Source organism: Actinomadura sp. NPDC048032, assembly GCF_040653175.1.
Classification (GTDB): Bacteria; Actinomycetota; Actinomycetes; order Streptosporangiales; family Streptosporangiaceae; genus Spirillospora; species Spirillospora verrucosospora.
In genome coordinates, this window is the sequence record NZ_JBEZJP010000073.1 from 1 (window position 1) to 25,658 (window position 25,658).

Below are 25,658 nucleotides of genomic sequence, written 5' to 3' on the forward strand. Positions count from 1 at the left end.
GGACGCCGCGTTCGGCCGCGCGCCGTTCGAGCGCGCCGCGCTCGGGGCCGTCCCCGACCAGCAGGAGGGTGACCGGAGCGCCCCGCTCGCGCAGCAGGGCGGCGGCGTCGATGAGCGTGTCGATGCCCTCGTAGCCGTAGAACGACGACGTCAGGCCGGCGACCGTGGCGCCGCGGTCGATCCCGAGCCGCTCGCGCAGGCCGGAACCGTCCGGGAGCGGCGCGAGGAACGCCTCGTCCACCCCGTTCGGCACCGTGAAGATCTTCTCCGCGGGGACGCCGCGGGAGGCGATCTCCGCGCGCATCGCCTCGCCGAGCGTCACGACCGCGTCCGCCTCGGCCATCCGGCGGGTCTCCAGCTCGCGGGTCAGCCGGTAGAACTCGTCGTCCTCGCGGTGCGCGGGGTCGCGGGACAGCCAGGAGTCCTCCAGGAAGCCGCGCACCTCGTACACGACCGGGACGCCGTGGCGGCGTCCGAGCTCCAGCGCGACGGCCGCGTTCAGGTGGTTGCTGACCGCGTGCAGGACGGACGGCCTCAGCTCCTCGACCAGCCCTCCGGCGAGGTCGGCGCTCTTCGCCACGGTGTCGCGCGGATCCGTCCGCGGGAACCACGGCAGCAGCCGGTGGTAGGGGACGCCGTCCACGTCCACGCGGGCCCGCCCGTCGGCGATGCCCTGGCTGAGCGGGTATCCGAGCCGGGTCACGATGTGGGGATCGAGCCCCATCTCGCGCTGGGCGAGGGCGATCCGGTGCGTCCGGACGGTGTAACCCGCGTTCGTGCGCGGCAGGGCGTTGGTCACGAACTGCAGGACGGTCGTGCCCTGGACGGCCCGTCGCGCACGCGTGGGCGCGGGTTCGGCGAGCAGGAGCCGCAGGTCCCGCGTCTCGCGTCCCACGTCCCGGGGCTTCGGCACGACGAGGCGGGAGCGCCGCAGCCGGGCGCCGAGCGGGGTCCGGGCGGCCAGCCGCACGGCGAGCCGCGACGCCCTCCCGGGGTCGTCGCGGAGCTGCCGCCAGGCGAGTCCGGCCAGGTAGACGGTTTTCTTCACGGGTTCGTCGGCCACAGGCCGGACGGTAGGGAACCCCGATGAACAGAAGGGAAATTGTGTTGGCACCCATCGTGCACGTCCTCGGGGCGAGGCCCAACTTCGTCAAGGCGGCGCCGGTGATATCGGCGCTCGCCGCGGCGGGCGCCGAGCAGGCGGTGATCCACACCGGCCAGCACTACGACGCGCGGATGTCGGAGATCTTCTTCGACCAGCTCGGGCTTCCCGAGCCCGACGTCAACCTCGGCGTCGGCTCGGGCGGCCACGCCGAGCAGACCGCCGCGCTCATGATCGGGCTGGAGAAGGAGTTCACGGGTCGTTCACCCGCGCTCGTCATCGTGTACGGCGACGTGAACTCGACGATCGCCGCCGCCCTCGTCGCGGCCAAGCTGCACATCCCGGTCGCCCATGTGGAGGCCGGGCTGCGCAGCTTCGACATGACGATGCCGGAGGAGGTCAACCGCAGGATCACCGACCAGCTCTCCGCGCTGTGCCTGGTCACGAGCCCGGAGGGGATCGGCCACCTGGCCGCGGAGGGCGTCGCGGTGGAGCGGGCGCACCTGGTCGGCAACCCGATGATCGACACGCTGCTGGCCAACCTGGACCAGTTCGACACGGCCGCCGTGCGGGCGGCGCACGGGCTGCCGGAGCGCTACGTCCTCGCGACCATGCACCGGCCCGCGAACGTCGACGCGCCGGAGACGGCCGCGGCCCTCGTCCGGCGCCTGCACGGCGTCGCCGACCTCGCCGACCTGGTCATCCCCGTCCACCCGCGCGGGCGGGCGAACCTGCTGGCCGCCGGGCTGGACGAGCACGACCGCGTGCACATCCTGGAGCCGCTCGGGTACATCGACTTCATCGCGGCCGTCCGGGGGGCGGCGGCGGTCGTCACGGACTCGGGGGGCCTCCAGGAGGAGACGACGATCCTCGGGGTGCCGTGCCTGACCGTCCGCCCCAACACCGAGCGGCCGATCACGATCACCCACGGCACGAACCGGCTCGTCACGTTCGAGGAGCTGGTGCCGGGGGTCCGCAAGTGCCTGGAAGGGGGAGCGGCGGCCGCGGGCGAGCGCAGGCCCCCGCTGTGGGACGGCCACGCCGGCCCCCGCATCGCCGAAGTGATCATGGAGTTCCTGGGTGAGTGACGAGGACAAGAACGCCAAGGCCTACCAGCAGCTCGGGCGGCTGAAGTCCACGCTGCGCGAGCGGGAGGCGCGCCTGGACGAGATGGAGAAGCGGCTCGCGGCCCTGGAGGCCTCCACGGCCGTCCAGTTCGGGCGGCTGGTCGCGGGCGCGGCGCGCAACCCCAGGCGCGGCAAGCGGCTGCCGCGGGAGCTGTACCGGCTCTGGCGCAAGCGCAGCTCCCCGGTCTCGGCCGCGGCGCGCGCGACCGGCGGCGGCGTCCAGCCCGACCGGGTCGAGCGGCCCGAGGACCGGCTGCTCGTCGCGGGGCCCTGCGACGTCCCGATCATCGCGGGGGTGCTCGCGCCCGGCACGGCCGCCGTCCTCGCCGGGCACGCCAGGGTCGTCGCCCTCTACCCGCACGACGCCGCGATCGCCCTCGAGACCGCCGACGTGGACGCGCTCGTGGTGGACGCGGCGGCCGGCGAGCCCGGCGGGCCGTGGGCCTACCTGGGCGTCCCCGGCATGTACGACCGCGATCTGGCGCTGCACGAGATCCGCCGGATCGCCGCGGCCCGCTCGCTCCCGCTCGTCCTGTGGGGCGAGGCGCCGCCCGCCACCCTGGCGTCCCTGCACTGGGACGCGACCGCCACCGCGCCCGCCGGGCTCGTCCGCCTCCTCGACCCGGCGCCGTCGCCGGACGCCGGTGGGGGCCCCGCCGCGACGAGCGGTGCCACCACGAGTCCGGCCCGTTGAAAGGAACCACCGTGCGACCACGTGCCCTCGTCTACGGCGACGTCGACCTCAACATCATCGACGGGTCGGCCATCTGGGCCCAGGGCATGGTGCAGGCCCTGGCCCGCGCCGGCTGCGAGGTGACCCTGGTCCTCAAGGCGCCCGTCCGGACGGGCCGGCTCGTCGACCCGCTGCGCGCCCTGCCCGGCGTCACCGTCCGCAGCCCGCACGCCGAGGGACTGTTCGAGGGCCCCGCCGGCATGGCCGCGCGGCAGGCCGCCGGGGTGCTCGCCCGCGTCGACGAGGAGGACCCGCACGACCTCGTCGTGGTGCGCGGCCGCATCCTCGCGGGCAAGCTCGCCGCCGGGCCGATGGCCGGGCGGCTCTGGACGTACCTCACCGACGTCCCGCAGTCGGCCGCGGAGTTCACCGCCTCCGCCAAGGGCGACCTGCGCCGGATCGCCGACGCCTCCCGCGTCCTGCTCTGCCAGACCGAGGAGCTGCGCGGGTTCCTGGAGAGCGCCGTCCCGGCGACGGCCGGCAAGAGCGTGCTGTTCCCGCCGGTCGTCGTGCTCCCGGACGGCCTGGAGACGCGCGGCCCCGGCCCCTCCGACGGCCCGCTCCGCCTCGTCTACACCGGCAAGTTCGCGCCCCGGTGGAACACCTACGAGATGACGTCCCTCCCGCGCCTGCTGGCCATGCGCGGCGTGGACGCCGAACTGCACATGGTCGGGGACAAGATCCACGATGATCCGTCCGATCCCGGCTTCGCGTCCCGGATGAGGACCGCGCTGGAGACGGGCGAGGGCGTCGTCTGGCACGGCGGCCACCCGCGGGCCGAGGCGATGCGCCTGACCGCCGCCGGCGACGTGGGCCTGTCCTGGCGCGACGCCTCCATGGACGCCAGCCTCGAACTGTCCACGAAGGTGCTGGAGTGCGGGACGCTCGGCGTCCCGGTCGTCCTCAACCGCACCCCGATGCACGAACGGCTCCTCGGGACCGACTACCCGCTGTTCGCGGCCACCGAGGACGACGTGCTCGACGCCCTGACGCTCATCGGCAAGAACCCGGAGATCTTCACGCTCGCCGCGGACCGCTGCCGCGCGGCGGCGGCGGAGTTCACCCTCGACGCGGCCGCCGCCCGCCTGCGCGGCTACCTGGCTCAGGCGTTCCCGGAGCCCTCCGAGAAGGTCCTCGCCGTGAAGGGGCGCCGCCTGCGCGTCGGGGTGGCGGGCCACGACCTGAAGTTCTTCTCCCGCCTGCTGGACTACCTGCGCTCCCGTCCCGACCTGGAGGTCCGCGTCGACCACTGGGCCGCGCTGAAGGCCCACGACGAGGAGCGCAGCCAGGCCCTGGTCGACTGGGCGGACGTCATCGTCTGCGAGTGGTGCGGCCCGAACGCCCTCTGGTTCGCCCGGCGCAAGCGCCCGGACCAGCGCCTCGTCGTGCGCCTGCACCGGTTCGAGCTGTACGCGGGCTGGCCGAAGCAGCTCGACATCGGCGCCGTCGACCGCGTCGTCTGCGTCAGCCCCCACTACGACGCGCTGACCCGCGAGATCACCGGCTGGCCCGCCGAGAAGGTCGTCACGGTCCCGAACTGGGTGGACGACGCGCAGCTCGACCGCGCGAAGCTCCCCGGCGCCGAGCACCACCTCGGGATGATCGGCATCGCCCCGTCCCGCAAGCGCCTGGACCTGGCCCTCGACGTGGTCGAGGAGCTCCGCCGCGACGACCCGCGCTTCACCCTCTTCGTCAAGTCCAAGCTCCCCTGGGAGTACTGGTGGATCTGGCAGAAGGACGAGGAACGGGCCCACTACGAGGAGGTCTTCCGCCGCATCCGGCGCTCCCGCCTCCTCTCGGGCGGCGTCGTCTTCGACTCCTACGGGCGCGACGTGGCCTCCTGGCTGCGCCGCATCGGCTGGGTGCTGTCCACCAGCGACGACGAGAGCTTCCATCTCGCGCCGGCCGAGGGCATGGCCTCGGGCGCCGTCCCGGCCCTGCTGCCCTGGCCCGGCGCCGAGACCATCTACGAGCGCCGCTGGATCCACGACGACACCTCCGCCATGGCCGCGTCCATCGCCACCACGGTCTCGCTGGGCCGCTGGCCGGACGACGCCGAGCAGGCCCGCGCCCAGGTGAAGGCCGCCTACGGCCTGGACGAGGTCTGCCGCCAATGGACGGACCTCCTCACCGGCTAGGCCGCTCCCTCCGTCCGGGCGGGGCGGGGGACGGCGGCGAAGGGGGAAAGGGTGAACCACGTCGGGACGCCGCGGCGCAGGTGCTCAGGCCCCTGCACCTCGACCGTCCCGGCGCGCAGGGCGTCGGCCCAGGCCAGGTCGCCGCGCCAGATCCCGACCAGGGCGCGCAGGGGAGCGGTCACGGTGACGGAGACCTCGTGGCCGGGATCCGTGTCGCAGACGTCGGCCGTGCCGGGGGTGAGGACCAGCCACCAGTGGCGGTCGTGGGCCGGGACGTCCGGGAAGCGGAACAGGACCACGGTCCGGCCCTCGGGCACCGCGCCGGCGTCCACGTGCCGGCGCAGGTCCCAGAGCAGGAGCTTCGGGTCCAGGTCCCGCTCGCCCAGCTCGCCGATCCAGCGCACGCCCCAGATGGCGAGCGCCTCCACCACCGGGCGCAGCTCCTCGCCCGCCGGGGTCAGGACGTAGCGGTCGTCCCGCTTGTCGACGACCCCGGCGCGGACGAGCTGGTTCAGCCGCTTGGCCAGGAGGGTGGGCGACATGCGCGGCACGCCGCGCCGCACCTCGTTGAAGCGCTCGCTCCCCGCGAGGAGTTCGCGGACGACCAGCAGCGTCCAGCGTTCGTCGAGCAGTTCCATCGCCTTGGCGACGGGACAGAACTGGTAGTACGAAGCCCCCATGACGGGCAGGTTAGGCGGCCGCGGCGCCGTCGGCCAGGGCCGGTACAGATCCTGTACTGGGAGCGCGCCCGGCCGGTTCCTAGCGTGGACCTCCAAGCCACAAGGGGACACGAGGGGAGAAAGGCCATGGCGGACGCGGTGAAGGACGCGCATCGGGCGATGTGGGCGAGGGGCGACTACCCGGCGCTCGCGGAGGACGTGATCCCGGACCTCGGGGCCGCGCTGGTCCGCGCCGCCGGGATCGGGCGCGGGCAGCGGGTCCTGGACGTCGCGGCGGGCGCGGGCAACGCGGCGATCGCGGCGGCGCTGGCCGGCGCGGACGTGGTGGCGAGCGACCTGACGCCGGAACTGCTCGACGCCGGGCGGGAGGCGGCGGCGCGGCGCGGCGCGGAGCTGGAGTGGCGGGTCGCCGACGCGGAGGCGCTGCCGTTCGGGGACGGGGAGTTCGACGCCGTGCTGTCGTGCGTGGGCGTCATGTTCGCCCCGCACCACCAGGCCGCGGCGGACGAGCTGGTGCGCGTCTGCCGGCCGGGCGGCACGATCGGGCTGCTCAACTGGACGCCGGAGGGGTTCGTCGGCCGGATGTTCGGCGTGATGAGGCCCTACGCGCCGCCGCCACCGCCGGGGGCCCAGCCGCCGCCGCTGTGGGGGAGCCCGGAGCACGTCCGGGCGCTGCTCGGGGAGCGCGTCGCGGACGCCGCCTTCCGGCGCGGGGCGCTGCGGGTCGACCTGTTCGAGAAGCCCGGCGACTTCCGCGACTACTTCAAGAGCCGCTACGGGCCCACGATCAGCGTCTACGACCGCATCGCGGACGACCCGGACAAGGTGGCGGCGCTCGACGAGGCCCTCGCGGGCCTGGCCCGCGACCACGACCGGGGAGGGCCGACCCTGTCCATGGACTGGGAGTACCTCCTGATGACGGGCCGCCGCGCCGGGTGAAGGACGGCTCGGGAGGGCCGTCCAGAGAGAAAGGTCCCCGCGGCGCCGCCGCGGGGACCTTTCCGGCGGTACGGGTCAGCCGGAGCTGCCGACGACCGCGCCGGCCTGGGCGGGCTCGGCGGGAAGCTCGGCGCGGTGGGACTCGATCTTGGCGTTGAGCTTGGCGAGGCTGCGGCTGTAGTCCCGGCTGGAGAGCCAGAACTTGTAGATGATGATCAGCTCGAAGGCCAGCAGGCCGACGCCGCTGAGGACCACCACGGGGATGATGGCGCCCGGCACGATCGCGGCGGCGATCGGGGCGACGATGAACACGCCCATCTGGAACTCGATGCCGCTGATCAGGTGGGGGCGGATGCGGCCCGCCATCAGGACGTTGCGGATGCGGGCGTACCAGGGGAAGCGCTGGTTGAAGCCCGCCTGGAGGACGGCGGCGTTGGGGTCGTCGCCGACGACGCGGTTCTCCGCGTCGGCCTCGGGGTCCTCGGTGAGCGCCTCCGCGGAGCGCAGGTCCTCGTCGGCCTCCACCAGGTCGCCGTTGGCGCGGCGGGCCGCGAGTTCGAGCGCCTGGGCCTCCTCGCGTGCCGCGCTGAGGGTGGTCCGCATCTGCGAGCGGACCTTGTAGATCTCCAGCGCGTCCATGTAGCGCAGCATGTCGAGGAAGACGACGGCGAGCGCCGTCCAGATGTAGGCGACGTTGCCGGTGGCGGCGTACTGGCCGGCCATCAGGGCGATCGCGCAGGCCAGGACGCGGACGCGGTCGAAGATGTAGTCGAGCCAGGCGCCGAACACCGAGCCGGTGCCCTTCAGCCGGGCGACCTTGCCGTCCATGCAGTCGAGGGTGAACGACAGGTGGTACAGCAGCGCGCCGGCGAGCAGCCACGGCCAGGACGCGACGGCGAAGCAGGCGCCGGCGGCGAGGCCGAGGACGAGCGCGCCGACGGTGAGCTGGTTCGGCGTCACGCGCGTCCTGTTCGCCGTGAACTTGACGAGCCTGGCGGCCAGCGGGTCGACCAGCAGCACGGTCCACCAGGCGTCACGCGCCTTGTACGTCCGTTGCCGAACGTCGTCGAGCGTGAAGTTCGCCATGGGGTTCCTTTCGTTCGCGGAGCGGTCTGATCGTATCGGCTGTCCGGTTCCGGTCACCGGGGATCTCCCGGATCGTGATCGTCCGGTCACATGACGATCAGCGTCGCGGGTAAGGGACGCAGAATGCGCGTGCGTCCCCTCGCTCCCCACCTGCCGTTCGCCGGAGTGCTCGCCGTCGCGGTCTGGATCCGGGCCGTCACCGTCCTCGCCTATCCGGCGCCCCTGTGGTTCGGTGACTCGCCCGGGTACCTGGAGGCCGCGGTCGAGTTCCGGCCGGACCCGACGCGTCCCAGTGGATATCCGATCTTGCTGTGGCTGCTCAAGCCCTTCCACAGTTTCGGCCTGATGGTCTCCGTGCAGCACGCCGTCGGGGTGCTGACCGGTGTGCTGGTCTACGCCCTGGTCTGGCGTGCGGGACGGGCGGCCCTGCCCGTCGAGGACGGGAAGCCGTGGCGGGTGTGGCTGCCCGGCGCGGCCGCGGCGCTGCTGACCGTACCGGTGCTGATCCCCGCGCACCAGATCGCCCTTGAGCACATGCTCATGTCGGACTCGCTGTTCGCGTTCCTGCTGCTCGCGGCGGTGGCGGCCGTGCTGTGGCGTCGCCGGCCGGCCTGGTGGCTCGGCGCCCTGGCCGGGGTGCTCACGGCGTGCGCGACGCTCACCCGGACGGCGGGACTGCCGCTGATCGCGCTGGTCCTCCTCGCGATGCTCGTCAGGAGGGCGGGCCGGACGGCCTGCGCGGCGGCGGCCCTCGCTTTCGTCCTGCCCGTCGCCGGCTACATGGTCTGGTTCCACGCGGAGTACGGCCAGTACAAGCTCGCCAAGGCCGACCAGGTGTTCCTGTACGGGCGCACGGCCGCGTTCGCCGACTGCCGGGTGATCAGGCCCCGGCCCGAGCTGGCGATCATGTGCCCGAAGCGGAGCGACCCCCGGATCTCCCGGTCGTTCTCGGTCATGTGGACGCCCGACTCCCCGTTCCGCCGCATCCCGGGCTGGGTCTACGGCGAGGAGGGCAACCGGCTCGCGGGCGAGTTCGCCTGGGCCGCGATCAAGGCGCAGCCCGCCGGCTACGCGGAGGTCGTCGTCCGCGACACCCTGCGGGCGTTCGCCTGGCGACGGCAGCCGTACCCCACGCCGTGGACGTGGCTCCAGTACGAGTTCCCCGAGGGCGAGGCGTGGAGCGACAGGCAGGCGCGCCTCGCCGGGCGGTACGGCGGCGACGGCGAGACCCGGGTCGTGCGGCCGTGGTCGGGGGTCGTCCTCGCCTACCAGGACCACCTGGTCATGCCCGGCACGATCCTCGGCGTCCTGCTCCTCGGCGGGCTCGCCGGGGCCGTCCCCCACGCGCGGTCGAACGGGCGGTGGCGCCTCGCCCGGCCCGTCCGGCACTGGACGGCGGGCGCGCTGCTCCCGTGGGGGACGAGCCTGGCGCTGCTGGTGATCCCCGCCGCGACCGCCGACTTCGACTACCGCTACGTCATGCCCGCCGTCCCGTTCGCGTGCGTCGCGCTCGGGCTGGCGCTGTTCCCGCCGCGCCGCCCGCCGCGCGTGCCCGCGCCGCGGGAGGAGTCCCGGCCGGCGGCCCGGGCGAAGATCGAAGCCGAGTCCGGCTAGCGCCGCCCGGTGTCGCGGCGCGGGGCGGCGAGCAGCCCGGCGAGCATCCGCTCCCAGCGCGCGGCGACGGCGGACACGGCGAACCGCTCGGCCGACGCGACGGCGTTCGCCGCCATCGCGCGCCTCAGCTCCTCGTCGTCGATCAGCCGGATCAGCGTCTCGGCGAGCGCGCCGGAGTCCCCGGGCGGGACGAGCAGCCCGTCCGCCCCGTCGGTGATGATCTCGCGGGGCCCGTGCGGGCAGTCGAAGGCGACCACCGGCAGCCCGCACGCGAACGCCTCGATGATCGTCATGCCGAACGGCTCGGCGCGCGAGGGCAGCGCGAGGACGGACGCCTTGGCCAGCTCGCCCTCCATGTCGCGGGCCGGCTCCAGCATCCGCACGTGGTTGTAGAGGCCGAGGCGCGTGGCCCGGCGGCGCATCTCCTCGCGGCGCGGCCCCTCGCCGTGGACGCGCAGCCGCCACCGCGGATGCTTCTCCACGACCTTCGCGAACGCGTCCAGCAGCAGGTCGAACCCCTTGATCCAGACGATCCGGCCCGCCGCCACGACCACCCGGTTCTCCTGCCGCGACCGCGGATGCACCCGAGGGGGCAGCCCGTTGCCGATCGTGTGGACGGGGCACGAGCCGGCGGGCAGCAGGCGCTCGTAGTCCGCGGTGTCGGCGGCCGTCAGGCAGGTGAGGGCGTCCAGCCGCGGGTACCCCTCCTCGATCTCGGCGAGGATCCCGGCGTCGTTGATGCCGAGCTGGAGGTGCTCCTGCCCGACCACGACGACCTCGGCCGGCGCCAGCCGCGCCGCCATCAGGTTGAGCCCGGCGCGGGTGGTGACCAGCACGTCCGTGCGCGGCCGGCGCAGGAAGCGGGCGAGTCTCTCGTCCGTCCAGGCGGAGTACTTGGAGAAGCTGCGCTCCTCGGGATGGACCATCCGGCTCGGCTCGTCCATGAGCCGCCCGGCGCGCGCGGCGTGCGGCCACGCGGCCTTCGCGCCCGGCCGGACGTCGACCAGGGAGCGCAGCCTGACCCGGCCCGACAGCGGGAACACCGGCCGGTCGGCCGTGCGCCGCACGCTGACGATCTCGACGTCGTGGCGGCGGGACAGCTCGTCGGCGAGCGTGAAGGTGCTGCGCACCGTGCCGTCGATCGTCCAGGCCTCCAGCAGCAGGAACGTGATCCTCATGGGCCGGCGTCCTCCGGGAGGAGATGGCAGGCGACCGCCAGCCCGTCCCTCAGCGTGTAGTACGGCCGCACGCTCATCCGCCGGCCGCGGGACGCGACGACCTGGCGGGGGTAGGAGAGCGTGCCGAGCTTGCCCGGCGCGTCGTCGAGGAACGTGGCGAGGCGGGCGTGGACGTCGCCCGCGTCGAGCCAGAGGTCCCACAGGGAAGGCTCCCACCGGGTGAACGCGCGGACGTCCAGGCGGGCGTCGAACCCGGTCCCGTCGAGCCGGGCGCTCCACGTCTCCCTGCCGCCGCCCTCGCGCGCGACCGCGACCAGCCGGGCGGCCCCGCCCGGGTGCGGCCCGGCGTAGGCCGGCCATCCGGTGATCCCGATCTCGCCGTCGAGCGGGTGCACCTCCTCGACCTCGGCGTGCGGGACGACCTCGCGGACGTCGAGCACGGCCCGCCCGTCCGGCAGCCGCACGACGCGGACGGCCCGGTCCCGTGCCCGTCCGGCGTACTCGCGCAGGCCGTCGAAGGAGAACCCGGGATCGTCGGTCACCAGGGGGCGGTCCGCGCCGATCAGGACGTCCCACGTGCCGGGCGCCAGCCCCGCGACCGTGAGGACGGCGGAGCGCCGGTCGTCCGAGAGCGGCCCGGCGCGGACCTCCCCGGACCTCTCGTGGCGCAGGACGATCCGCTCGCCTTCCGCCGCCGGGCGGGGCCAGCGGATGCGCAGGGCGTCGTCCGCGCCGACCCTGCAATGGTCGGCCACCCCGCGGGCGTCCGACTTCTCACAACGGTCGGGAACCGTGGTCACGGCCCAGTCGCCTTCCCCGATGACGCTTACCGGACTGTGCCGTCCGCGCCGAAGACGCGGTCGACGGCACGGGAGGCGGCATGCCCGTCGTCGAGAGGGCAGAAACGCGCGACGAAGTCCTTGTAGCGGTCGCGATAGCCGTCCATCGCGGACTCCGCGTCGCGGACCGCCTCGATGAGGTCGTCGGAGGTCTCCACGAGCGGCCCCGGGGACTCGGCCTCGAAGTCGAAGTAGAAGCCGCGCAGCCGGTCGCGGTAGTCGGCGAGGTCGTAGGTGAAGAACAGCATGGGCCGGCCGGTGTTGGCGTAGTCGAACATCACCGACGAGTAGTCGCTGATCAGCACGTCGGAGATCAGGTACAGCTCGGTGACGTCGGGATAGGCCGAGACGTCGCGGACGAAGCCGTGGCCGTCCTCGCGGACGCCGTCCACCACGTTGGTGTGCAGCCGCACCAGCAGGACGTGGTCGTCGCCGAGCGCGGCGCGGGCCCGCTCCAGGTCGATCCGCATGTCGAACCGGTAGCGGCCCCGGCTGTAGTACTGGTCGTCGCGCCACGTCGGCGCGTACAGGACGACCCGCTTGCCCTCGGGGATGCCGAGCCGGGCCCGGACCCGCGCGGCGACCGCGTCGGCCTCCGGGCTGTACAGCAGGTCGTTGCGGGGGTAGCCGACCTCCAGCATCTCCCCCTTGAACGCGAACGCGCGACGGAAGATCTCCGTGCTGAACGGGTTGGGGGACAGCAGGTGGCTCCACTCGGGCAGGGAGGGCCCGGGGTCCTTCGCGCGCGACTGGAGCGCCTTCCTCATGCCCGGCGCGTAGGCGAAGTGCACCTCCTTGATGTCCCCGCCGATCTTCTTCAGCGGCGTGCCGTGCCAGGTCTGCAGGACGACCTGGTCCGGGTGCCGCCGGAACGCGTCGCCCAGCCGGTGGTTCGTCACGATGTAGCGGGACGCGGCGAGCGCCTCGTGCCACTCCCTGCCGTGCAGCCGGACGGGCCGCAGCGTGTCCGGCAGCTCCACCTGCGCGTCGTTGACGACCCAGAGCTGCTCCAGGCCGGAGTCCCGGCGCATCAGCTCCTCGTGGACGGCCTTCGGGCTGTCGGAGTACTGCCGCCCGTTGAAGCACGAGAACAGGACGGCGTCGCGCAGCCCGTCGCGGTCGGCTCGGCGGCGCGCCTCCTCCCGGTACCTGGCGCCGGCGCTCTTCTCCTCCGGCGGCACGTCGCCCGTCACCGCCACGGCGAGCAGCCCGTCGCGCGCCTCCAGGGCGTAGCCGCGCCGTGCCACCTCCAGCGGCCCGGGCAGGCCGTCCTGCGCCTCCGCCGACAGCCGGACGGTCAGCGCCCGCCCGCCCGGGGGCCGGAACAGCACGTCCCAGCGGCCGGGACGCAGCGGCAGGACGCCCGCGACGCCCGGCACGGCCGCGACCGGGATCTCCCCGCGCAGGCGCCCCGACGCCGGATCGGGGACGAGGTCGAACGCGTACTCCTTGCGGTGCCATCGGCCGCGCAGCACGATCTGGCCACCGGCGTGCGCGGGATGCGCAGCGGTCAGGACGAGGGGCCCGTCCGGCCGCCAGGCGCAGGCGTCGACGGAGAGCCGCGCCGTGGTGCGCCGGACGCGCAGGTAGCCGCCGGGCCCGCGGCCCGCGGCGACCTCCAGCGGGCCGAACGTCCGCCGGACGTCCTCGACCCCTTCGGCGAGCACCAGGGGGCGGCCCGCGACCCGGACCGTCCAGTCGCGGGTGTCGTCGATCTCCTCCTCCGGCGGCGGGGATCCTTCGAGGGACTCCGGGGAGACGCGGGCGACGTACCGGCCGCCGGACGCGGTGACCGGCACGTCGACGCGGTCGTCGCCCAGCGTCAGCGACAGGCCGTCCGGCGCCTCGTCCGCCTTCACCTCGACGACGAGCGTGCCGCCGTCCCAGGACAGCGCGACCGCCGCCGACCGGACCCGCTCGACCTCGATGACGAGGCGGCCGTCCTCGATGCGCGGGACGACGCGCACGTCGTCGGCGACGTAGCGGTAGGGCGGATGCGCGCCGCTGCCGGAGCCGCCGCCGCGCAGCGGCCCCCGCCGGAACACGCCCGCGTTGAGCACCGACGCCTCGACCGACCAGACCCCCTCGACCCATTTCCTGCGGTCGCGAAGACGAGCCGCGTCGAGGGCGAACGCGAAGCCGGACCAGCCCGACCGCTTCCCGGGCGCCGGCGCCTGCCGGGCCCGTGCGAGGATCCTCCGGCCGCCGGACCGCAGTGTGATCGCCTTCACCGACGTCCAGCGGCGCCGCATGCTGACGGAGTTGATGTAGGCCTCGCCGGTGACGGTGAGCCGGTCGCCGTCCCAGCCGACCGCGTGGACCCGGCCCCGCATCCCCAGCTCGCCGCGGGCCCGGTACACCTCGCGCGGGACGCCGACCTCGGCGTCCTTCCAGTACGGGTAGACGACGTACCGGCGCAGCGGGTCGCGGACGATCGACGGCGAGGCCTTCCCCCGCTCGTACCGGACGACCTTCACCAGCTCGCTCGTGCGCCCGGCGGCGGCGAGATGCCACTTCAGCCGGGTCAGCGCCGGGACGCCGGCGAGCAGCTTGGCGGGCAGCTCGGACGCGTACGCGGCGGCCTGCGCGACGACCTGCTCGCGCTCGTCGCCGGGCAGGTCCGGCAGCGCGTCCAGGAACACCCGCAGCTCCTCGGCCGCCGCGAGCGCCTGGAGCCGCCGCCGGGACCGGGCGTGGCCGTGCTCGCCGAGCCAGGCGACCGCGAGGGCGACGGCGCCGAACCCGTCCGCGATCTCCTGCGCCTCCGTCGTGGCGGGGAACCGTTCGCCCCGCCGGCGCAGGACGACGCCGGGCAGCACGTCCACGCCCTCCGCGAGGTGCAGCGCCCGCACCGCCGGGAGCAGGTCGTCGTAGCGGCCGAGGTCGGGGAACTCCAGCCCGTGCGACGTCCAGAACGACCGCCGGAACAGCTTCCCGCCGACCCCGCGCTCGCGGACGAGATCGGGGGTGCGCCGCACGTCCGTGCCGGTGGCCGGGGCGAGGGACGGCTCGGCGGGCCGCCACTCCGGCGCCCGCTCCGGCCCGCGGCGGACGGCCTCGCGGCCGAGCGCGATGTCGGAGCCGGACGCCTCCAGCGCCGCGGCCAGCGACGCGAGGGCCTCCGCCGGCAGCTCGTCGCCGCCGTCCACGAACAGCAGGAAGTCGCCGTCGCTCTCCGCGGCGCCGAGGCCGCGCGCCGTGCCCCGGCTGAGCGCGCCCCGCCGCACGACGCGGAAGCGCTCGTCGGGCAGCACGGCCCCGGCGGCGGCGCCCGCGCCGTCGTCCATCACCAGGACCCGCAGGTCCGCGTGCGACTGGCCCGCGATCGACGCGAGGGTGCCGCCGAGCGACTCTCCGGCTCCGTGCGCGAGCACGACGACGCTGATCCTGCTGGAGGGCAAGCGACCCACTCCTTCGGCGTGACGGGGGTGTGCGCCGGACGGCGCCGCGGCGGGCCCGGCGCGGGGCCTACTGCGGCGGGTTCGGGATCTTCTCGCCGAGGAACATGCGGCGCACGGCGCGCTCGGCCGCCTGCCCGTCGTCCCACGGGCAGAAACGCGCCCTGAAGTTCGCGCGGTCCTTCGCGGCGGCGTCGCCCCACGCCGCCCTCGACGTGAACGCCTCGACCAGCTCGGCCTCGGTCGCGGCGACGACGCCGGGAGGGGTCGCCGTCAGGTCGAAGTTGACCCCGCGGGTGAGCCGGTAGGTCTCCCAGTCGTTGGCGTAGATCACGATCGGCCGGTCGAGGTTGGCGTAGTCGAACATCACCGAGGAGTAGTCGGTGAGCAGCGCGTCCGAGGCGATCATGAGGTCCTCGACGGACGGGTGCCTGGACACGTCGATGACCCGGCCCTCCGGCCAGCCCAGGTCCGCCGCCATGTTCTTGATCTTGTAGTAGTAGTGCGCCCGCAGCAGCAGCACGTGCCCCTCGCCGAGCGCCTCCGCGACCCGCCCGATGTCGAACATGGGGGTGTAGCGGCGCTGGTAGTCGCGGTGCGTCGGCGCGTACAGGATCGCGGTCGCGCCGGCGGGGACGCCGAGCTCCGCGCGCAGCCGGGTGCGCTCGTCCTCGTCCGCGGCGACGAGCCGGTCGTTGCGCGGGTAGCCGATCTCCAGCATCTCGTAGTCGCAGGGGAACCCGCGCTCCCACGCCTCCGTCGACAGCGGGTTGGACGAGACGAGGTAGTCCCAGCGGTCCGACCGGGCGATGAGGGCCTTGAAGTCCATGTCGTTGGCGCCGACCGGATACTCCATCTGGTCGAGGCCCATCTTCTTCAGCGGCGTCCCGTGCTGCGTCATCATGTGCACCTGCCCCGGCCGCTTCACGTAGTTGTCGGGGAAGTTGACGTTGTTGACGAAGTACTTCGCGCGGGCCAGCGTCCGGTAGTACTCGGCGGAGCCGGCGACGACGTAGTCGACGCCCTCCGGCATCGTCCTGCGGGCCCTGGGCTTGACGACCCACACCGGGCGGACGTCCGGGGCCAGCTCGCGGACCTTCTCGTAGATCGCCGCCGGATTGCAGGCGTACCCGCGGTACCAGTACGCGGCGAAGACGGCGAGGTCCTCCTCGATCGGGAGGCGCCGCTGCATCTGGTAGTAGCGCTCCTTGGCGAGCTCCTTGCCCAGCAGCACGCCGCGCCTGCGGAGCTTGGCGGCCTTCCCGCCCCGGCCCCGCGCCTTGTCCTTGGCCTCGGCGGCGCGGACCCGCTCGAAGCCCCGGTGGTCGCCCGCCTTGATCATGCGGTGCTTGTCGGCGAGGAACGGCTTGTCGTCCGGGGGGACGTGCCCCGCCGGCTCGTACCTGTTGTACGTCTTCGACATCTCCGCGAAGAAGCGCGCCTTCTCCGACTCGTGGACGCGGTCGGGCCGCTCGATGATGACGAGCAGGTGCCAGATCGTCCGGTTGAACATCAGCGTGCGGAACGGGTCGGCCTTCGCCCCCATCCCGTCCATGAACTCGAAGATGCGGTCGTACTGCGCGAACGCGTCGAAGTGCTTGGCGCTCGCGGTCTTGGTGATCGCTCCGCGGCGGCGCTGCCGGTAGATGTAGCAGACCCGGTCCAGCAGGCTCAGGCGCTCGGCGGCCATCAGGATCGGGTAGGTGACGTTGACGTCCTCGTAGTAGCCGCCGCTGAAGCGCAGCCCGAGGTCGAGCAGGAACTCGCGGCGGATCGCCTTGTTCCACGCCGTCATCATCATCTCGAGGACGCTCGGCCGCTCCGCCAGGGTGAACACGTCCGGCGCGGGGGGCTCGCGGAACAGGTCGTTGATGATGCTGCGCTTGACCTTGCCGTTCCAGTAGGCACGGGCGTAGTCGAAGACCAGAACGTCGGGGCGGGTCTCGGCGAGCCGGTCGCAGATCGCGCGGACGGCGCCCTCGGTCGCGTAGTCGTCGCTGTCGAAGAACCAGACGTAGTCGCCGGTCGCCATGTCGAGCCCGATGTTGCGGGCGCGGCCGAGGCCGACGTTCTCGGCGAGGTGCCGGACCTTGACGCGCGGGTCGCGCTCGGCGAACTCGTCGAGGATCTCACCGCAGCCGTCCGGCGAGTGGTCGTCGACGGCGATGACCTCAAGATGGGGAAGATCCGGATCAAGGATCGAATCAAGGCATTGCCGGATGTACCCCTGCACTTTGTGCACGGGCACGATGATGCTCAGGGAAATATCGTGATCAGAGCTCACGCGAAGGCCAATCAACTACTCGGTGATTCTGGACTATACCCACAGGTCGGGGTTGAACCTCAGGTCCTGGCGGGCGCGGGTCGAAGGAGCCACCGCGCGTCGGGTTCGACCGCCCATCGGGTGGCCCGCCGCACGGGGGCGGTGGCGAGGACGACGCCGAGCGCGGCGGCGGCCACGGTGACCGAGACGATGCCGAACGGCTCGTGAAGGACGGGCTCGTCCAGCACGCCGGTGTAGTCGAACGTCTTCATGACGAGGCCGTGCAGCAGGTACACGTACATGGTCCGCGTCCCCATCTCGGTGTACCAGGCTCGGTCGCGCGGGATGCACGCGAGGAAGGCGGCACCGAGGAGAACGGCGAAGGCAAGGGCTACAAGCCGCCACATCATGCCTTCGATGGTGCCGAACCCCATGGCATCGTAACCCTGGTTCCAGTAGAGCAGACCGCTGTCGATCCTCGGGACGACCGTGCCGAGCTCCCAGACGTAGGCGACGGGGAGGGCGGCGGCCAGCACGGCGAGCCCGGCCCACCGCGCCCATCCGGCGCGCAGCCGCCGCACGTGCCGCGGGTCGACGGTCAGCCCGAGGACGAAGAGCGGCAGCAGTCCGGCGGTCCGGCTGAGCGTGGAGTCGGCGGTGAACGCCCAGCTCCCGCCGACGAGGCAGAACGCGACCGAGACGGCCACCGGATGACGCAGGTGCCCCCACAGCGGCGCGCTCAGCCGCCAGAACACGAGCGCCACCAGGAACCACATCAGGAAATGCGGCCGGAAGAGCTCGCTCAGCCGGAACTGCACTCCATTGATGAGGATCAATTGCGCCCGGTAGAGCAGGATGAATATCACATAAGGGACGACGAGCGTGGGGAGAACGCTGCGGAACTTGTCCGTCGAGCGCATGAATCCCCGGGAGAAATAGCCGGAAATAAAAACGAAGACCGGCATATGGAAGGCGTAGAGCACGACATAGGCGGCGTGGGCCGCGCGGCTGTCCCCGAACTGGGACCAGAAGTGCCCGACCACGACGAGCACGGCCGTGAAGAACTTGGCGTTGTCGAAGTACGCGTCCCGGGGGCGGGGCGCCGGCTTCGGCGGCGCCGCCGGGTCGGGCGCGGGGCGGGGAGCGGGGACGGGCGGCGCCTCGGGCAGGGCGAGCGCACTGCCCGTGGCGGAAGGCGCACTGCCCGTGGCGGATGGCGGGGTGGGGAGGACGTCGGACATATCTCCGGGGGGTCGGGTACTGCGGGAGCGGGGAGCGGGGAGCGGGAGTAGGAGCGTGGGAGCGGGACGAGCGTCAGCGGGAGCGGGCGGGCCTTCTCAGAGGTGTGAAGACCCACGTCATCTTCGGCTCCAGTGCCCAGCTCATCGTCCGCACGACGGGCTTGGAGCACAGGAACGTTCCGACCACCAGGGCGCCGGCGACCACGATGACCACCCCGGTCGGGGTGTGCATCCAGTCGGCGTCCCACCAGCCGGTGAAGTTGAGCAGCCGGGTCACGAACCCGTGCAGCAGGTAGGCGTACAGCGTGTAGGAGCCGAGGGAGGTGAACCAGTACCGCCCGCGCGGGATGAGGCTGAGGAACGCGGCGACGAAGACGACCGCCGCGGCGAACATCGCGATCCGCACCACGGTGCCGGTGAGGTTGCCGACGTGGAGTTCGAAGTTCGGGTGCTTCCAGTAGATCCAGCCCCGCGACATGTGGTCCATGACGAGGTAGGTGCCGGCGAGCCCGGCGGCGAGCACCACCGCGCCGATCGGCCGGGCGATCGGCTTCTTCAGCAGCTCGAAGTGCTGCGGCTTCAGCGAGAGCCCGAGAACGTAGAAGGGCAGCAGCCCGATCACCCGGTGGATGTCGAACGTCCCGCCGAGGTCGCTCATGTACGACAGCAGGGCGAAAACGGTCGCGACGGCGAGCGGCCAGCGGATCTGCTGCCAGACGGGGGTGGACAGCCGCCACATGAACAGCGCGCACAGGAACCACGTCAGGTAGTACGGGTTCAGCAGGCTGATCTCGAGGTGGTTGCGGCCCGCGAGCCAGTCGTAGATCGAGTAGGCGAACTCGAACACCACGTACGGCACCCCGACGTTGGTGATCAGTTTGCGGGCCTTGCCGCCGGCGAACGTCCAGTTCCGGGAGAAGTAGCCGGTGATCACGATGAACAGCGGCATGTGGAACAGGTAGATGAACAGGTAGAGGCCCTTGGCCATCGGGACGTTCAGCAGGTTGGCCAGGGAGTGCCCCGCCACCACCAGCAGGATCGCGAAGTACTTGGCGTTGTCGAAGAACGGGTCGCGGACCTTGCGCGCGGGGCCTGGGCCCTGCGGGGCCGGGCTTCCGGAGGCGGCGGCGCCCGCGGCTTCCGGCGCCCCCGCCAAGGGGGGCGCCGCGGGTTCCGTGGACGGCGGCCGTTCGGTTCGCTGTGCCGCGTCGGCCTCCGAGGGCCTGGTGGTGTAAGTCATACGGCTGCCCGGTCAGGTCTCCTTGCAGATGTCGTCGCTGGCGCGGATCTCACCCTGCTGCTTCGGGATGCCGGCGCCGGCGCTCTTCAGGTTCGTCCAGTTCTGGCCGACGATCAGGTCGACGACGCCCGGCGTGCCGCCCGTGGTGCGCGCCGCGGCCTGCGGCTTGCTCGGGATCAGCGCGGTCAGGGTCTGCGCCTGCTGGTCGGCACCGGCACCGTACAGCACCTGCGTGGTGGTCGTGGGCGAGGGGGCGTTCCCGCCGACGGTGACCTGGAAGCCCTGCGACTCCAGGTCGCTGGCGACGCGCCCGGCCTGGCCGTCGATGCCGCTGCCGTTGTAGACCCGCACGCGCACCTGGCTCGGCGGGATCTTCGTGGCGCCCGGCTTGGGCTCCTTCGGCACGGTCTTGTCATTGCGGACGGCGGAGAAGAACGGCTGGGCCGCGGGGGTGAGCGCCACCCGGTTCGGGTCCAGCGGGTCGGGCCCGGACGGGACGGTCACGAACCGCAGCTTGCCGGTGGTCATGCCCTGCATCTCCTTGCCGATGTCCATCATGACCTGCGGCGTCAGCTCCTTGTCGGTGGTGAGCGACTTGGTCACGGCGTTCATCAGCTGGAGCATGCGGCGCGGGTTGCTGAGCACGCCCGCGCTCATCGCCTGGCCGGCGAGGGAGCCCATGAACTTCTGCTGGCGCTTGATGCGGTCGGTGTCGGAGCCGTCGCCGAGACCGTGCCGCACCCGCACGTAGGCGAGCGCCGTCTCTCCCTTGATCTTGTGCTTGCCCGCGGTCAGCTTCAGCTTGGACTTGGGGTCGTTGACATCCTTGGGAAGGCACACCGGGACGCCGCCGACGGCGTTGGTGATGGCCTTGAACCCGTTGAAGTCGACCTGCATGAAGTGGTCGATGCGGATGTTGGAGATGCTCTCGATCGTCTTGATGACGCAGGCCGCGCCGCCGTTGCTGAACGACGAGTTGATCTGCGCGCGGGTCTGCGCCGGGACCACCCCGCCCTTGCGGCTCTTGCAGGAGGGCATCCGGACCATCAGGTCGCGGGGGAAGCTGATGCCCATCGCCTGGCCGCCGCCGGGGGACAGGTGCAGCAGGATCATCGTGTCCGAGCGCGGCACCTCGTTCTTCATCGAGCGGCCGTACTTGGCGTTCGAGCCCTCACGCGTGTCGGACCCGAGCATCAGGATGTTCATCGCGCTGTTCAGCTTCTTCGGCCGGTTGGGGCCGAGCTGGGCGTTGACGTCCTCGTGCGAGATGTTCCCGAACGCCTGGCGGTACAGGCCGTAGGCGGTGAGAGAGCCGACCACCATGACCGCCGACAGTCCGATGCACACCCAGCCGAGGATGCGCCAGCCGCGTCGCGGCGCCGGCTGCGGGTCGGCGTCGTCGACGTACTCCATGTACATCGGGTTGCTGTTCATCGGCTCCGAGGTCCGGGGGTATGGGCGGTTCCGGGGGTCCGGGGGACGTCCCCGCTATGGGGCCGGCCCGTGGCTCATGGTTCGAACGGACGGGACGAGGGCAAAGGGAAGCGTAGGTCAGGGGAGGCGGTACACGGAGCCGGATTCGTCATTCGGTCCGGAAGTACCGGCCACCACCGTCACATGCTCCAGGGTCAGGCGACGATCTAGGGCGGCTTTGTCAAAGTTTCGTTGGATTATGACGGAAGCACCCGAGGCTAGTGGTGCGAGCAGGCAGGCCAGAACCCCGTCGAGTGTGGTGAAGGACATGTCAACCAGGAGCCGGTCGCGTGCGTCCAGCTCCCATTTCTCAACGGCCCCGCGTGCCGCGCCCACCAGCTCCGCCGCGCTGAATGTGGCCTTTGTCACACTCAGCGCGGGGGCCTCCGGATCCGCCCCGGGGCCGGGGGCGAACCTGTCTCCGTACGCGCGCACCTCCGCCGCGTAGTCGGTCACCCCGGGCGGGCAGTCGGCGAGCGGGCCGCCGAGCGCGTGGAGCGACAGGCCGACGATCTCCTCGGCCCCTCCTGCGAGCACCTCGTCCGCGAGCACGTCGTCCAGCACCTCCTGCGCCACCGCCAGGATGTACGGCTCGGACGCCCCGGCCGGTTCGGCGCCGCCGCGGCCGAAGTCCTCCGGATCGACGGGCTCGGCGACGAGACCGGCCGACCAGCAGGCCATCAGCCACACCGCGGTCTGCCAGTGCGGCGGCAGGACCAGGACGACGCGGGTGCCGGGCTCGGCGGCGAGGCCGTCCACCAGGAAGTTGGCCGTCTTCGCCACCCAGTTCCCGAACGTCCGCGCGGAAAGCTCGACCCGCTCGCCGCTCGCGTCGTCGTAGAAGGTGACCAGCGGGCGGGACGGGTCGTCCGCGACCCGCCGCCGCAGCAGCTCCGCGGGCGTGTCCGCGGCCCCGGCATGTGCGCTCATGGTCCGAGCGTATGCCCGCATGATCGTCCTGGCGCCGCCATCCCGCCGATGGCGCTACGCTCCGCACGGGTGAAGGACGGAACAGTGGCGGGCGCGCGCCCCGACGGCGAGCCCGGGGCGGAATCATGAACGCTGGTCGGCTGCTCGTCCGGGCGACCGCGGTCCCGGCGCTGGTCCTCGTCGCCTGGCTGGCGGTGTCGCTGCCGCTGCTGATGGCGGGCGTTTTCCGCCCGGCCCCGGCGGTCGCGCTGTTCGTGCCGGTCGCGGCCCTGGTGCTGTGGCTCGGCCTGCGGACCGGGCCCGGGGACGCCCCCGGCGGGCGCCCGGGGAGCCTGAACGCCCCGGGCGGCCTGGACGCGGTGCGGCGCCGGCCGGTGTGGTCGGTGTTCGCCGTCACCGCCGCGTTCCTGGTGCTCCAGGTCGTCATGTGCTCCGAGCAGATCGTCGTCCGCCGCGACCCCGCGTCCTACGTCCAGTTCGCGATGTGGCTGGCGAAGCACGGATCGCTGCCGATCCCGCTGTCGGAGCGGGCGTTCGGCGGCCCGGACGCGGCCCTGGCCTTCGCGAGCCCCGCCTTCTACCAGGACGGCGGCGCCGTCGTCCCGCAGTTCATGGCGGGGTGGCCGCTGGTCCTGGCGCCCGCCGGATGGGTCGGCGGCGCCCACGGGATGGTGCTGGCGGCCCCGGTTCTCGGCGCGTGCTGCGTGCTGTCGTTCGCCGGGCTCGTCGCGCGCCTCGTCGGCCCCCGCTGGGCCCCCGCCGGGGCGCTGCTCCTCGCGCTGACGCTGCCGATGCTCTACGTCTCCCGCAACGCCTTCAGCGAGCTGCCCGCCATCGTCCTGCTGCTCGGCGGCCTGTCGCTGCTGTACGACGTCCGCCGGGAGCCCGCCGACGGCCGGGTCGCCGGCGCCAAGGCGCTCCTCGGCGGGGCCGCGCTCGGGCTGATCGTGCTCGTCCGCATCGACGGGCTGCGGGACGTCCTGCCGGTGGTGGCGTTCGCGGGACTGCTCATCGCGCGCAGACGGGCGACCGGCTACTGGACGGCCGGCGGCCTGCTGCTCGGAGCGGGCGCCGGCGTGGTCGAGGGCCTCACGATGTCCCGGCCCTACCTCTCCTACCTGCGGGGCTCGCTCGTCCCGCTGGCGGCCATCTCCGCGGCCGTGCTGGCCGCGACGGTCGTCATGGTCGTGGCGCTGCGCCGCGACCGGGTGGGGACCCGGCTGCGCCGCGCCGGCGCGGCGGTCGCGCGCGGCCGCCTGCCGGGCGCCGCCGCCGTCCTCACCGTGCTGGTCATGGCGGGCTTCGCGCTCCGGCCGCTGGTGCAGACCGTCCGCCGCCCGCCCGCGACCGGCGACGACGCGATGAACGTCCGGTTCATCGAGATGATCCAGAAGATCCAGGACATCCCGGTCGACGGCACCCGGCAGTACTCCGAGCTGTCGCTGTACTGGGTCCTCTGGTACATCGGAGTCCCCGCGCTGCTGTTCGCGACGTTCGGCGCGGCGCTGCTGGTGCGGCGGCTGCTGCGCGGGCAGTCGCCGGAATGGCTCCTGCCCTACGCGATGGTCGTCTGGACGACCGCGCAGGTGCTGGTGCGTCCCGGCATCACGCCCGACCACCCGTGGGCGTCCCGCCGGCTGATCGGCCTCGTCATCCCCGGCCTGCTGCTGTTCGCGGTGTTCGCGTCGGCCTGGACCGTCAAGCGCGTCCGGCGGCTCGGCTACGGGCCGAGGATGGTGCGGGCGGGAACGGTCGCCGGCTTCGTGCTGATGCTGGTGCCGATCCTGCTGACGTCCGGCGGCTACCTGGTGACCCGCACGGAGCAGGGCGAGGTCGCCGCCGTGGAGGGACTGTGCCGGGCGCTGCCCGCGCGCGCCTCCGTCGTGATGGTCGAGCAGGCCACCGCCGACCGGTTCCTCCAGGTCGTCCGCGGTGAGTGCGGGCTGCCCGCCGCGCGCACGACCGGCTCCGCGTCGCCCGAGGACGTGCGGCGCGTGGCCGCCGGGGCGCGGCGGGCCGGGCGCCGGCCGGTGATCATGGCGGCGAGGCCCGAGCAGGTCGCCCCCTACGGGCCGGCGCGGCGGGTGCTGCACCTGGTGACGCGGCAGGACGGGCGCACGCTCACCGGGCCGCCCGGCGGCACCTGGGGGCTGACCATGGAGGTGTGGGCGGCCGAGCCCGCGGGGGCGTAGTGGCCGCCGATGCGCGCCGGGGCGAGTATCCTCGCGCTGCGTGAGCACCCAGTCTGTCGAGCCGAAGCCCCATCCGCCCGCCGATGTGGAGCCCGCGTCCGAGTCCGCGCCCGTGCCGGAGCCGGCGCCCGCGCCCGGTCCGCCGGCCGCCTCCGACGCCGTGCACGTCACGATCGTCCTGCCCTGCTACAACGAGCAGGACCACGTGATCGCCGAGGTCGAGCGCATCTGCGCGGCGATGGACGCCAGCGGCAAGACCTACGAGCTGCTGGCCGTCGACGACTGCTCGACGGACGCGACGCTCGCCCGGCTGGAGGAGGCGGCGCCCCGCTTCCCGAACATGCGCATCATGGCGTTCCAGCACAACAGCGGTTCGGGCACCGTCCGGCGCATCGGCTCCCAGCAGGCCCGCGGCGACATCGTCGTGTGGACCGACGCCGACATGTCCTACCCGAACGACCGGATCCCCGAGCTGGTCGAGCTCCTCGACTCCGACCCGGCGGTCGACCAGGTCGTCGGGGCGCGCACCACCGAGGAGGGGACGCACAAGGCGCTGCGGGTGCCCGCCAAGTGGTTCATCCGCAAGGTCGCCGAGCGGCTCACCAACACGAAGATCCCCGACCTGAACTCGGGGCTGCGCGCGTTCCGCCGCGAGGTGTCGCTGCCGTACCTGCGGCTGCTGCCGCCCGGGTTCTCCTGCGTCACGACGATCACCATCGCGTTCCTGTCGAACCAGCACCCGGTGCGGTACGTGCCGATCGACTACGCCAAGCGGGCCGGCAAGTCGAAGTTCCACTTCACCAAGGACGCCTACCGCTACATCCTGCAGGTGCTGCGGATGGTGATGTACTTCAACCCGCTCAAGGTGCTGATGCCGCCCGCGCTGTGGCTGATCGTGATCGGCCTGCTCAAGGGCGTGTTCGACATGGTGGTGCACTTCGGCTACTTCGCCAACAACACCATCATGATCTTCGTGACGGGGTTGATCATCGCGTCGCTGGCGCTGCTGGCCGACCTGATCGTCCGCTCGCGCGGCGACGTCTAGCGGCATGCGCGTCGCGATCGTCGGGCCCGCGTTCCCCTACAAGGGCGGCGGCGCCCGGCACACCACCGAGCTGGCGCACCGGCTGGCGGCGGCGGGCCACGACGTCGTCATCGAGTCGTGGCGGGCCCAGTACCCCTCGTTCCTGTACCCCGGCCAGCAGACGATCTCCGAGCCGGAGGGGGACCCGTTCCCCGGCACCCGGCGCCGGCTCGACTGGCGCCGCCCGGACGGCTGGTGGCGCACCGGCCGCGCGCTGAGCGAGTGCGACCTGGTCGTCCTGGTCGTGCTGAGCACCGTTCAGGTGCCGTCCTACCTGGGGATCCTCGCCGGGCTCCGGGGCCGGACCCCGGTGGTGGCGCCGTCGACCGCCCTGGTGACCGCCGCGCGGGATGCCGGCACGAAGATCGTCCTGGCCGGTTCCGGCGTCGAGCTGCCGCTCC

At 72.9% G+C, this 25,658-nt stretch carries 18 protein-coding genes and 1 pseudogene; 8 read left to right on the forward strand and 11 right to left on the reverse strand.

Annotated elements, in window-relative coordinates; all coding sequences use genetic code 11:
• On the reverse strand, positions 1–1,063 hold a 1,063-nt coding region (locus tag AB0C69_RS13005), incomplete at its 3' end, for a glycosyltransferase (RefSeq protein WP_360353120.1).
• A 53-nt stretch (positions 1,064–1,116) separates the two neighbouring features.
• Here AB0C69_RS13005 and wecB point away from each other — a divergent pair.
• The 3 genes from wecB (at position 1,117) to AB0C69_RS13020 (ending at position 5,100) form a co-directional block, all read left to right on the forward strand.
• Complete coding sequence (gene wecB, locus AB0C69_RS13010) at positions 1,117–2,190, forward strand: UDP-N-acetylglucosamine 2-epimerase (non-hydrolyzing) (RefSeq protein WP_360353144.1); 1,074 nt, start codon at positions 1,117–1,119, stop codon at positions 2,188–2,190.
• Positions 2,183–2,923, forward strand: a complete 741-nt coding sequence (locus tag AB0C69_RS13015; RefSeq protein ID WP_360353122.1) for a hypothetical protein — start codon at positions 2,183–2,185, stop codon at positions 2,921–2,923. Before wecB ends, AB0C69_RS13015 begins: the two co-directional genes overlap by 8 nt.
• An 86-nt stretch (positions 2,924–3,009) precedes the next feature.
• The gene (locus tag AB0C69_RS13020) at positions 3,010–5,100 is read left to right on the forward strand and encodes a glycosyltransferase family 1 protein (RefSeq protein WP_360353146.1); all 2,091 of its coding nucleotides are present in this window, start codon (positions 3,010–3,012) and stop codon (positions 5,098–5,100) included.
• Here AB0C69_RS13020 and AB0C69_RS13025 read toward each other — a convergent pair.
• A complete protein-coding gene (locus AB0C69_RS13025) occupies positions 5,097–5,780 on the reverse strand; it encodes a helix-turn-helix domain-containing protein (RefSeq protein ID WP_360353124.1) in 684 nt (227 codons plus the stop codon). The two genes, AB0C69_RS13020 and AB0C69_RS13025, sit on opposite strands and share 4 nt — an antisense overlap.
• 126 nt (positions 5,781–5,906) lie before the next feature.
• Between AB0C69_RS13025 and AB0C69_RS13030 the strand changes: the two genes are divergently transcribed.
• Complete coding sequence (locus AB0C69_RS13030) at positions 5,907–6,719, forward strand: class I SAM-dependent methyltransferase (RefSeq protein WP_360353126.1); 813 nt, start codon at positions 5,907–5,909, stop codon at positions 6,717–6,719.
• Positions 6,720–6,794: 75 nt separating this feature from the next.
• Here the strand turns inward: AB0C69_RS13030 and AB0C69_RS13035 are convergent, their stop codons facing one another.
• Positions 6,795–7,805 (reverse strand): CDP-alcohol phosphatidyltransferase family protein, encoded by a 1,011-nt coding sequence (locus AB0C69_RS13035; RefSeq protein ID WP_360353128.1) that lies wholly within the window; start codon positions 7,803–7,805, stop codon positions 6,795–6,797.
• Between the two features lie 123 nt (positions 7,806–7,928).
• Here AB0C69_RS13035 and AB0C69_RS13040 point away from each other — a divergent pair, with 123 nt between their 5' ends.
• Entirely contained in the window at positions 7,929–9,419 is a 1,491-nt protein-coding gene (locus AB0C69_RS13040; protein WP_360353130.1) for a hypothetical protein, read from the forward strand.
• On the opposite strand, the gene AB0C69_RS13045 is transcribed toward AB0C69_RS13040, so the two are convergent.
• From AB0C69_RS13045 to AB0C69_RS13080, 8 genes are all read right to left on the reverse strand, one after another.
• On the reverse strand, positions 9,416–10,597 hold the full coding sequence (locus AB0C69_RS13045; protein ID WP_345177676.1) for a glycosyltransferase family 4 protein: 1,182 nt from the start codon (positions 10,595–10,597) through the stop codon (positions 9,416–9,418). The two genes, AB0C69_RS13040 and AB0C69_RS13045, sit on opposite strands and share 4 nt — an antisense overlap.
• Positions 10,594–11,397: a hypothetical protein gene (locus AB0C69_RS13050; protein ID WP_360353132.1), complete on the reverse strand. Its 804-nt coding sequence runs from the start codon at positions 11,395–11,397 to the stop codon at positions 10,594–10,596. Before AB0C69_RS13050 ends, AB0C69_RS13045 begins: the two co-directional genes overlap by 4 nt.
• A gap of 26 nt (positions 11,398–11,423) precedes the next feature.
• On the reverse strand, positions 11,424–14,837 hold the full coding sequence (locus AB0C69_RS13055) for a bifunctional glycosyltransferase family 2 protein/CDP-glycerol:glycerophosphate glycerophosphotransferase (protein WP_360353134.1): 3,414 nt from the start codon (positions 14,835–14,837) through the stop codon (positions 11,424–11,426).
• Positions 14,838–14,904: 67 nt separating this feature from the next.
• Positions 14,905–17,118, reverse strand: a complete 2,214-nt coding sequence (locus AB0C69_RS13060; protein WP_360353136.1) for a bifunctional glycosyltransferase family 2 protein/CDP-glycerol:glycerophosphate glycerophosphotransferase — start codon at positions 17,116–17,118, stop codon at positions 14,905–14,907.
• Between the two features lie 59 nt (positions 17,119–17,177).
• Entirely contained in the window at positions 17,178–18,338 is a 1,161-nt protein-coding gene (locus tag AB0C69_RS13065) for an acyltransferase family protein (protein WP_360353138.1), read from the reverse strand.
• A gap of 73 nt (positions 18,339–18,411) precedes the next feature.
• On the reverse strand, positions 18,412–19,494 hold the full coding sequence (locus tag AB0C69_RS13070; RefSeq protein WP_360353140.1) for an acyltransferase family protein: 1,083 nt from the start codon (positions 19,492–19,494) through the stop codon (positions 18,412–18,414).
• Positions 19,495–19,590: 96 nt separating this feature from the next.
• A complete protein-coding gene (locus tag AB0C69_RS13075) occupies positions 19,591–21,012 on the reverse strand; it encodes an LCP family protein (RefSeq protein WP_345177689.1) in 1,422 nt (473 codons plus the stop codon).
• A 117-nt stretch (positions 21,013–21,129) separates the two neighbouring features.
• Positions 21,130–21,981 (reverse strand): TIGR03089 family protein, encoded by an 852-nt coding sequence (locus tag AB0C69_RS13080; RefSeq protein ID WP_345177691.1) that lies wholly within the window; start codon positions 21,979–21,981, stop codon positions 21,130–21,132.
• Between the two features lie 125 nt (positions 21,982–22,106).
• Between AB0C69_RS13080 and AB0C69_RS13085 the strand changes: the two genes are divergently transcribed.
• The 3 genes and pseudogenes from AB0C69_RS13085 to AB0C69_RS13095 all read left to right on the forward strand — a co-directional run.
• Positions 22,107–24,173: a hypothetical protein gene (locus tag AB0C69_RS13085; protein WP_360353142.1), complete on the forward strand. Its 2,067-nt coding sequence runs from the start codon at positions 22,107–22,109 to the stop codon at positions 24,171–24,173.
• A 112-nt stretch (positions 24,174–24,285) separates the two neighbouring features.
• Positions 24,286–25,218 (forward strand): glycosyltransferase family 2 protein, encoded by a 933-nt coding sequence (locus AB0C69_RS13090; RefSeq protein WP_345177881.1) that lies wholly within the window; start codon positions 24,286–24,288, stop codon positions 25,216–25,218.
• A gap of 4 nt (positions 25,219–25,222) precedes the next feature.
• Positions 25,223–25,658: pseudogene (locus AB0C69_RS13095) on the forward strand (hypothetical protein); the annotation flags it as partial.

Excerpts from the sequence above, each read along its gene's own strand:
- AB0C69_RS13020 (WP_360353146.1), top strand. The coding sequence starts at position 3,010 with ATGGTGCAGGCCCTGGCCCGCGCCGGCTGCGAGGTGACCCTGGTCCTC.
- AB0C69_RS13025 (WP_360353124.1), bottom strand. The coding sequence starts at position 5,780 with ATGGGGGCTTCGTACTACCAGTTCTGTCCCGTCGCCAAGGCGATGGAA.
- AB0C69_RS13030 (WP_360353126.1), top strand. The coding sequence starts at position 5,907 with ATGGCGGACGCGGTGAAGGACGCGCATCGGGCGATGTGGGCGAGGGGC.
- AB0C69_RS13035 (WP_360353128.1), bottom strand. The coding sequence starts at position 7,805 with ATGGCGAACTTCACGCTCGACGACGTTCGGCAACGGACGTACAAGGCG.
- AB0C69_RS13040 (WP_360353130.1), top strand. The coding sequence starts at position 7,929 with ATGCGCGTGCGTCCCCTCGCTCCCCACCTGCCGTTCGCCGGAGTGCTC.
- AB0C69_RS13045 (WP_345177676.1), bottom strand. The coding sequence starts at position 10,597 with ATGAGGATCACGTTCCTGCTGCTGGAGGCCTGGACGATCGACGGCACG.
- AB0C69_RS13065 (WP_360353138.1), bottom strand. The coding sequence starts at position 18,338 with ATGTCCGACGTCCTCCCCACCCCGCCATCCGCCACGGGCAGTGCGCCT.
- AB0C69_RS13075 (WP_345177689.1), bottom strand. The coding sequence starts at position 21,012 with ATGAACAGCAACCCGATGTACATGGAGTACGTCGACGACGCCGACCCG.
- AB0C69_RS13080 (WP_345177691.1), bottom strand. The coding sequence starts at position 21,981 with ATGAGCGCACATGCCGGGGCCGCGGACACGCCCGCGGAGCTGCTGCGG.
- AB0C69_RS13085 (WP_360353142.1), top strand. The coding sequence starts at position 22,107 with ATGAACGCTGGTCGGCTGCTCGTCCGGGCGACCGCGGTCCCGGCGCTG.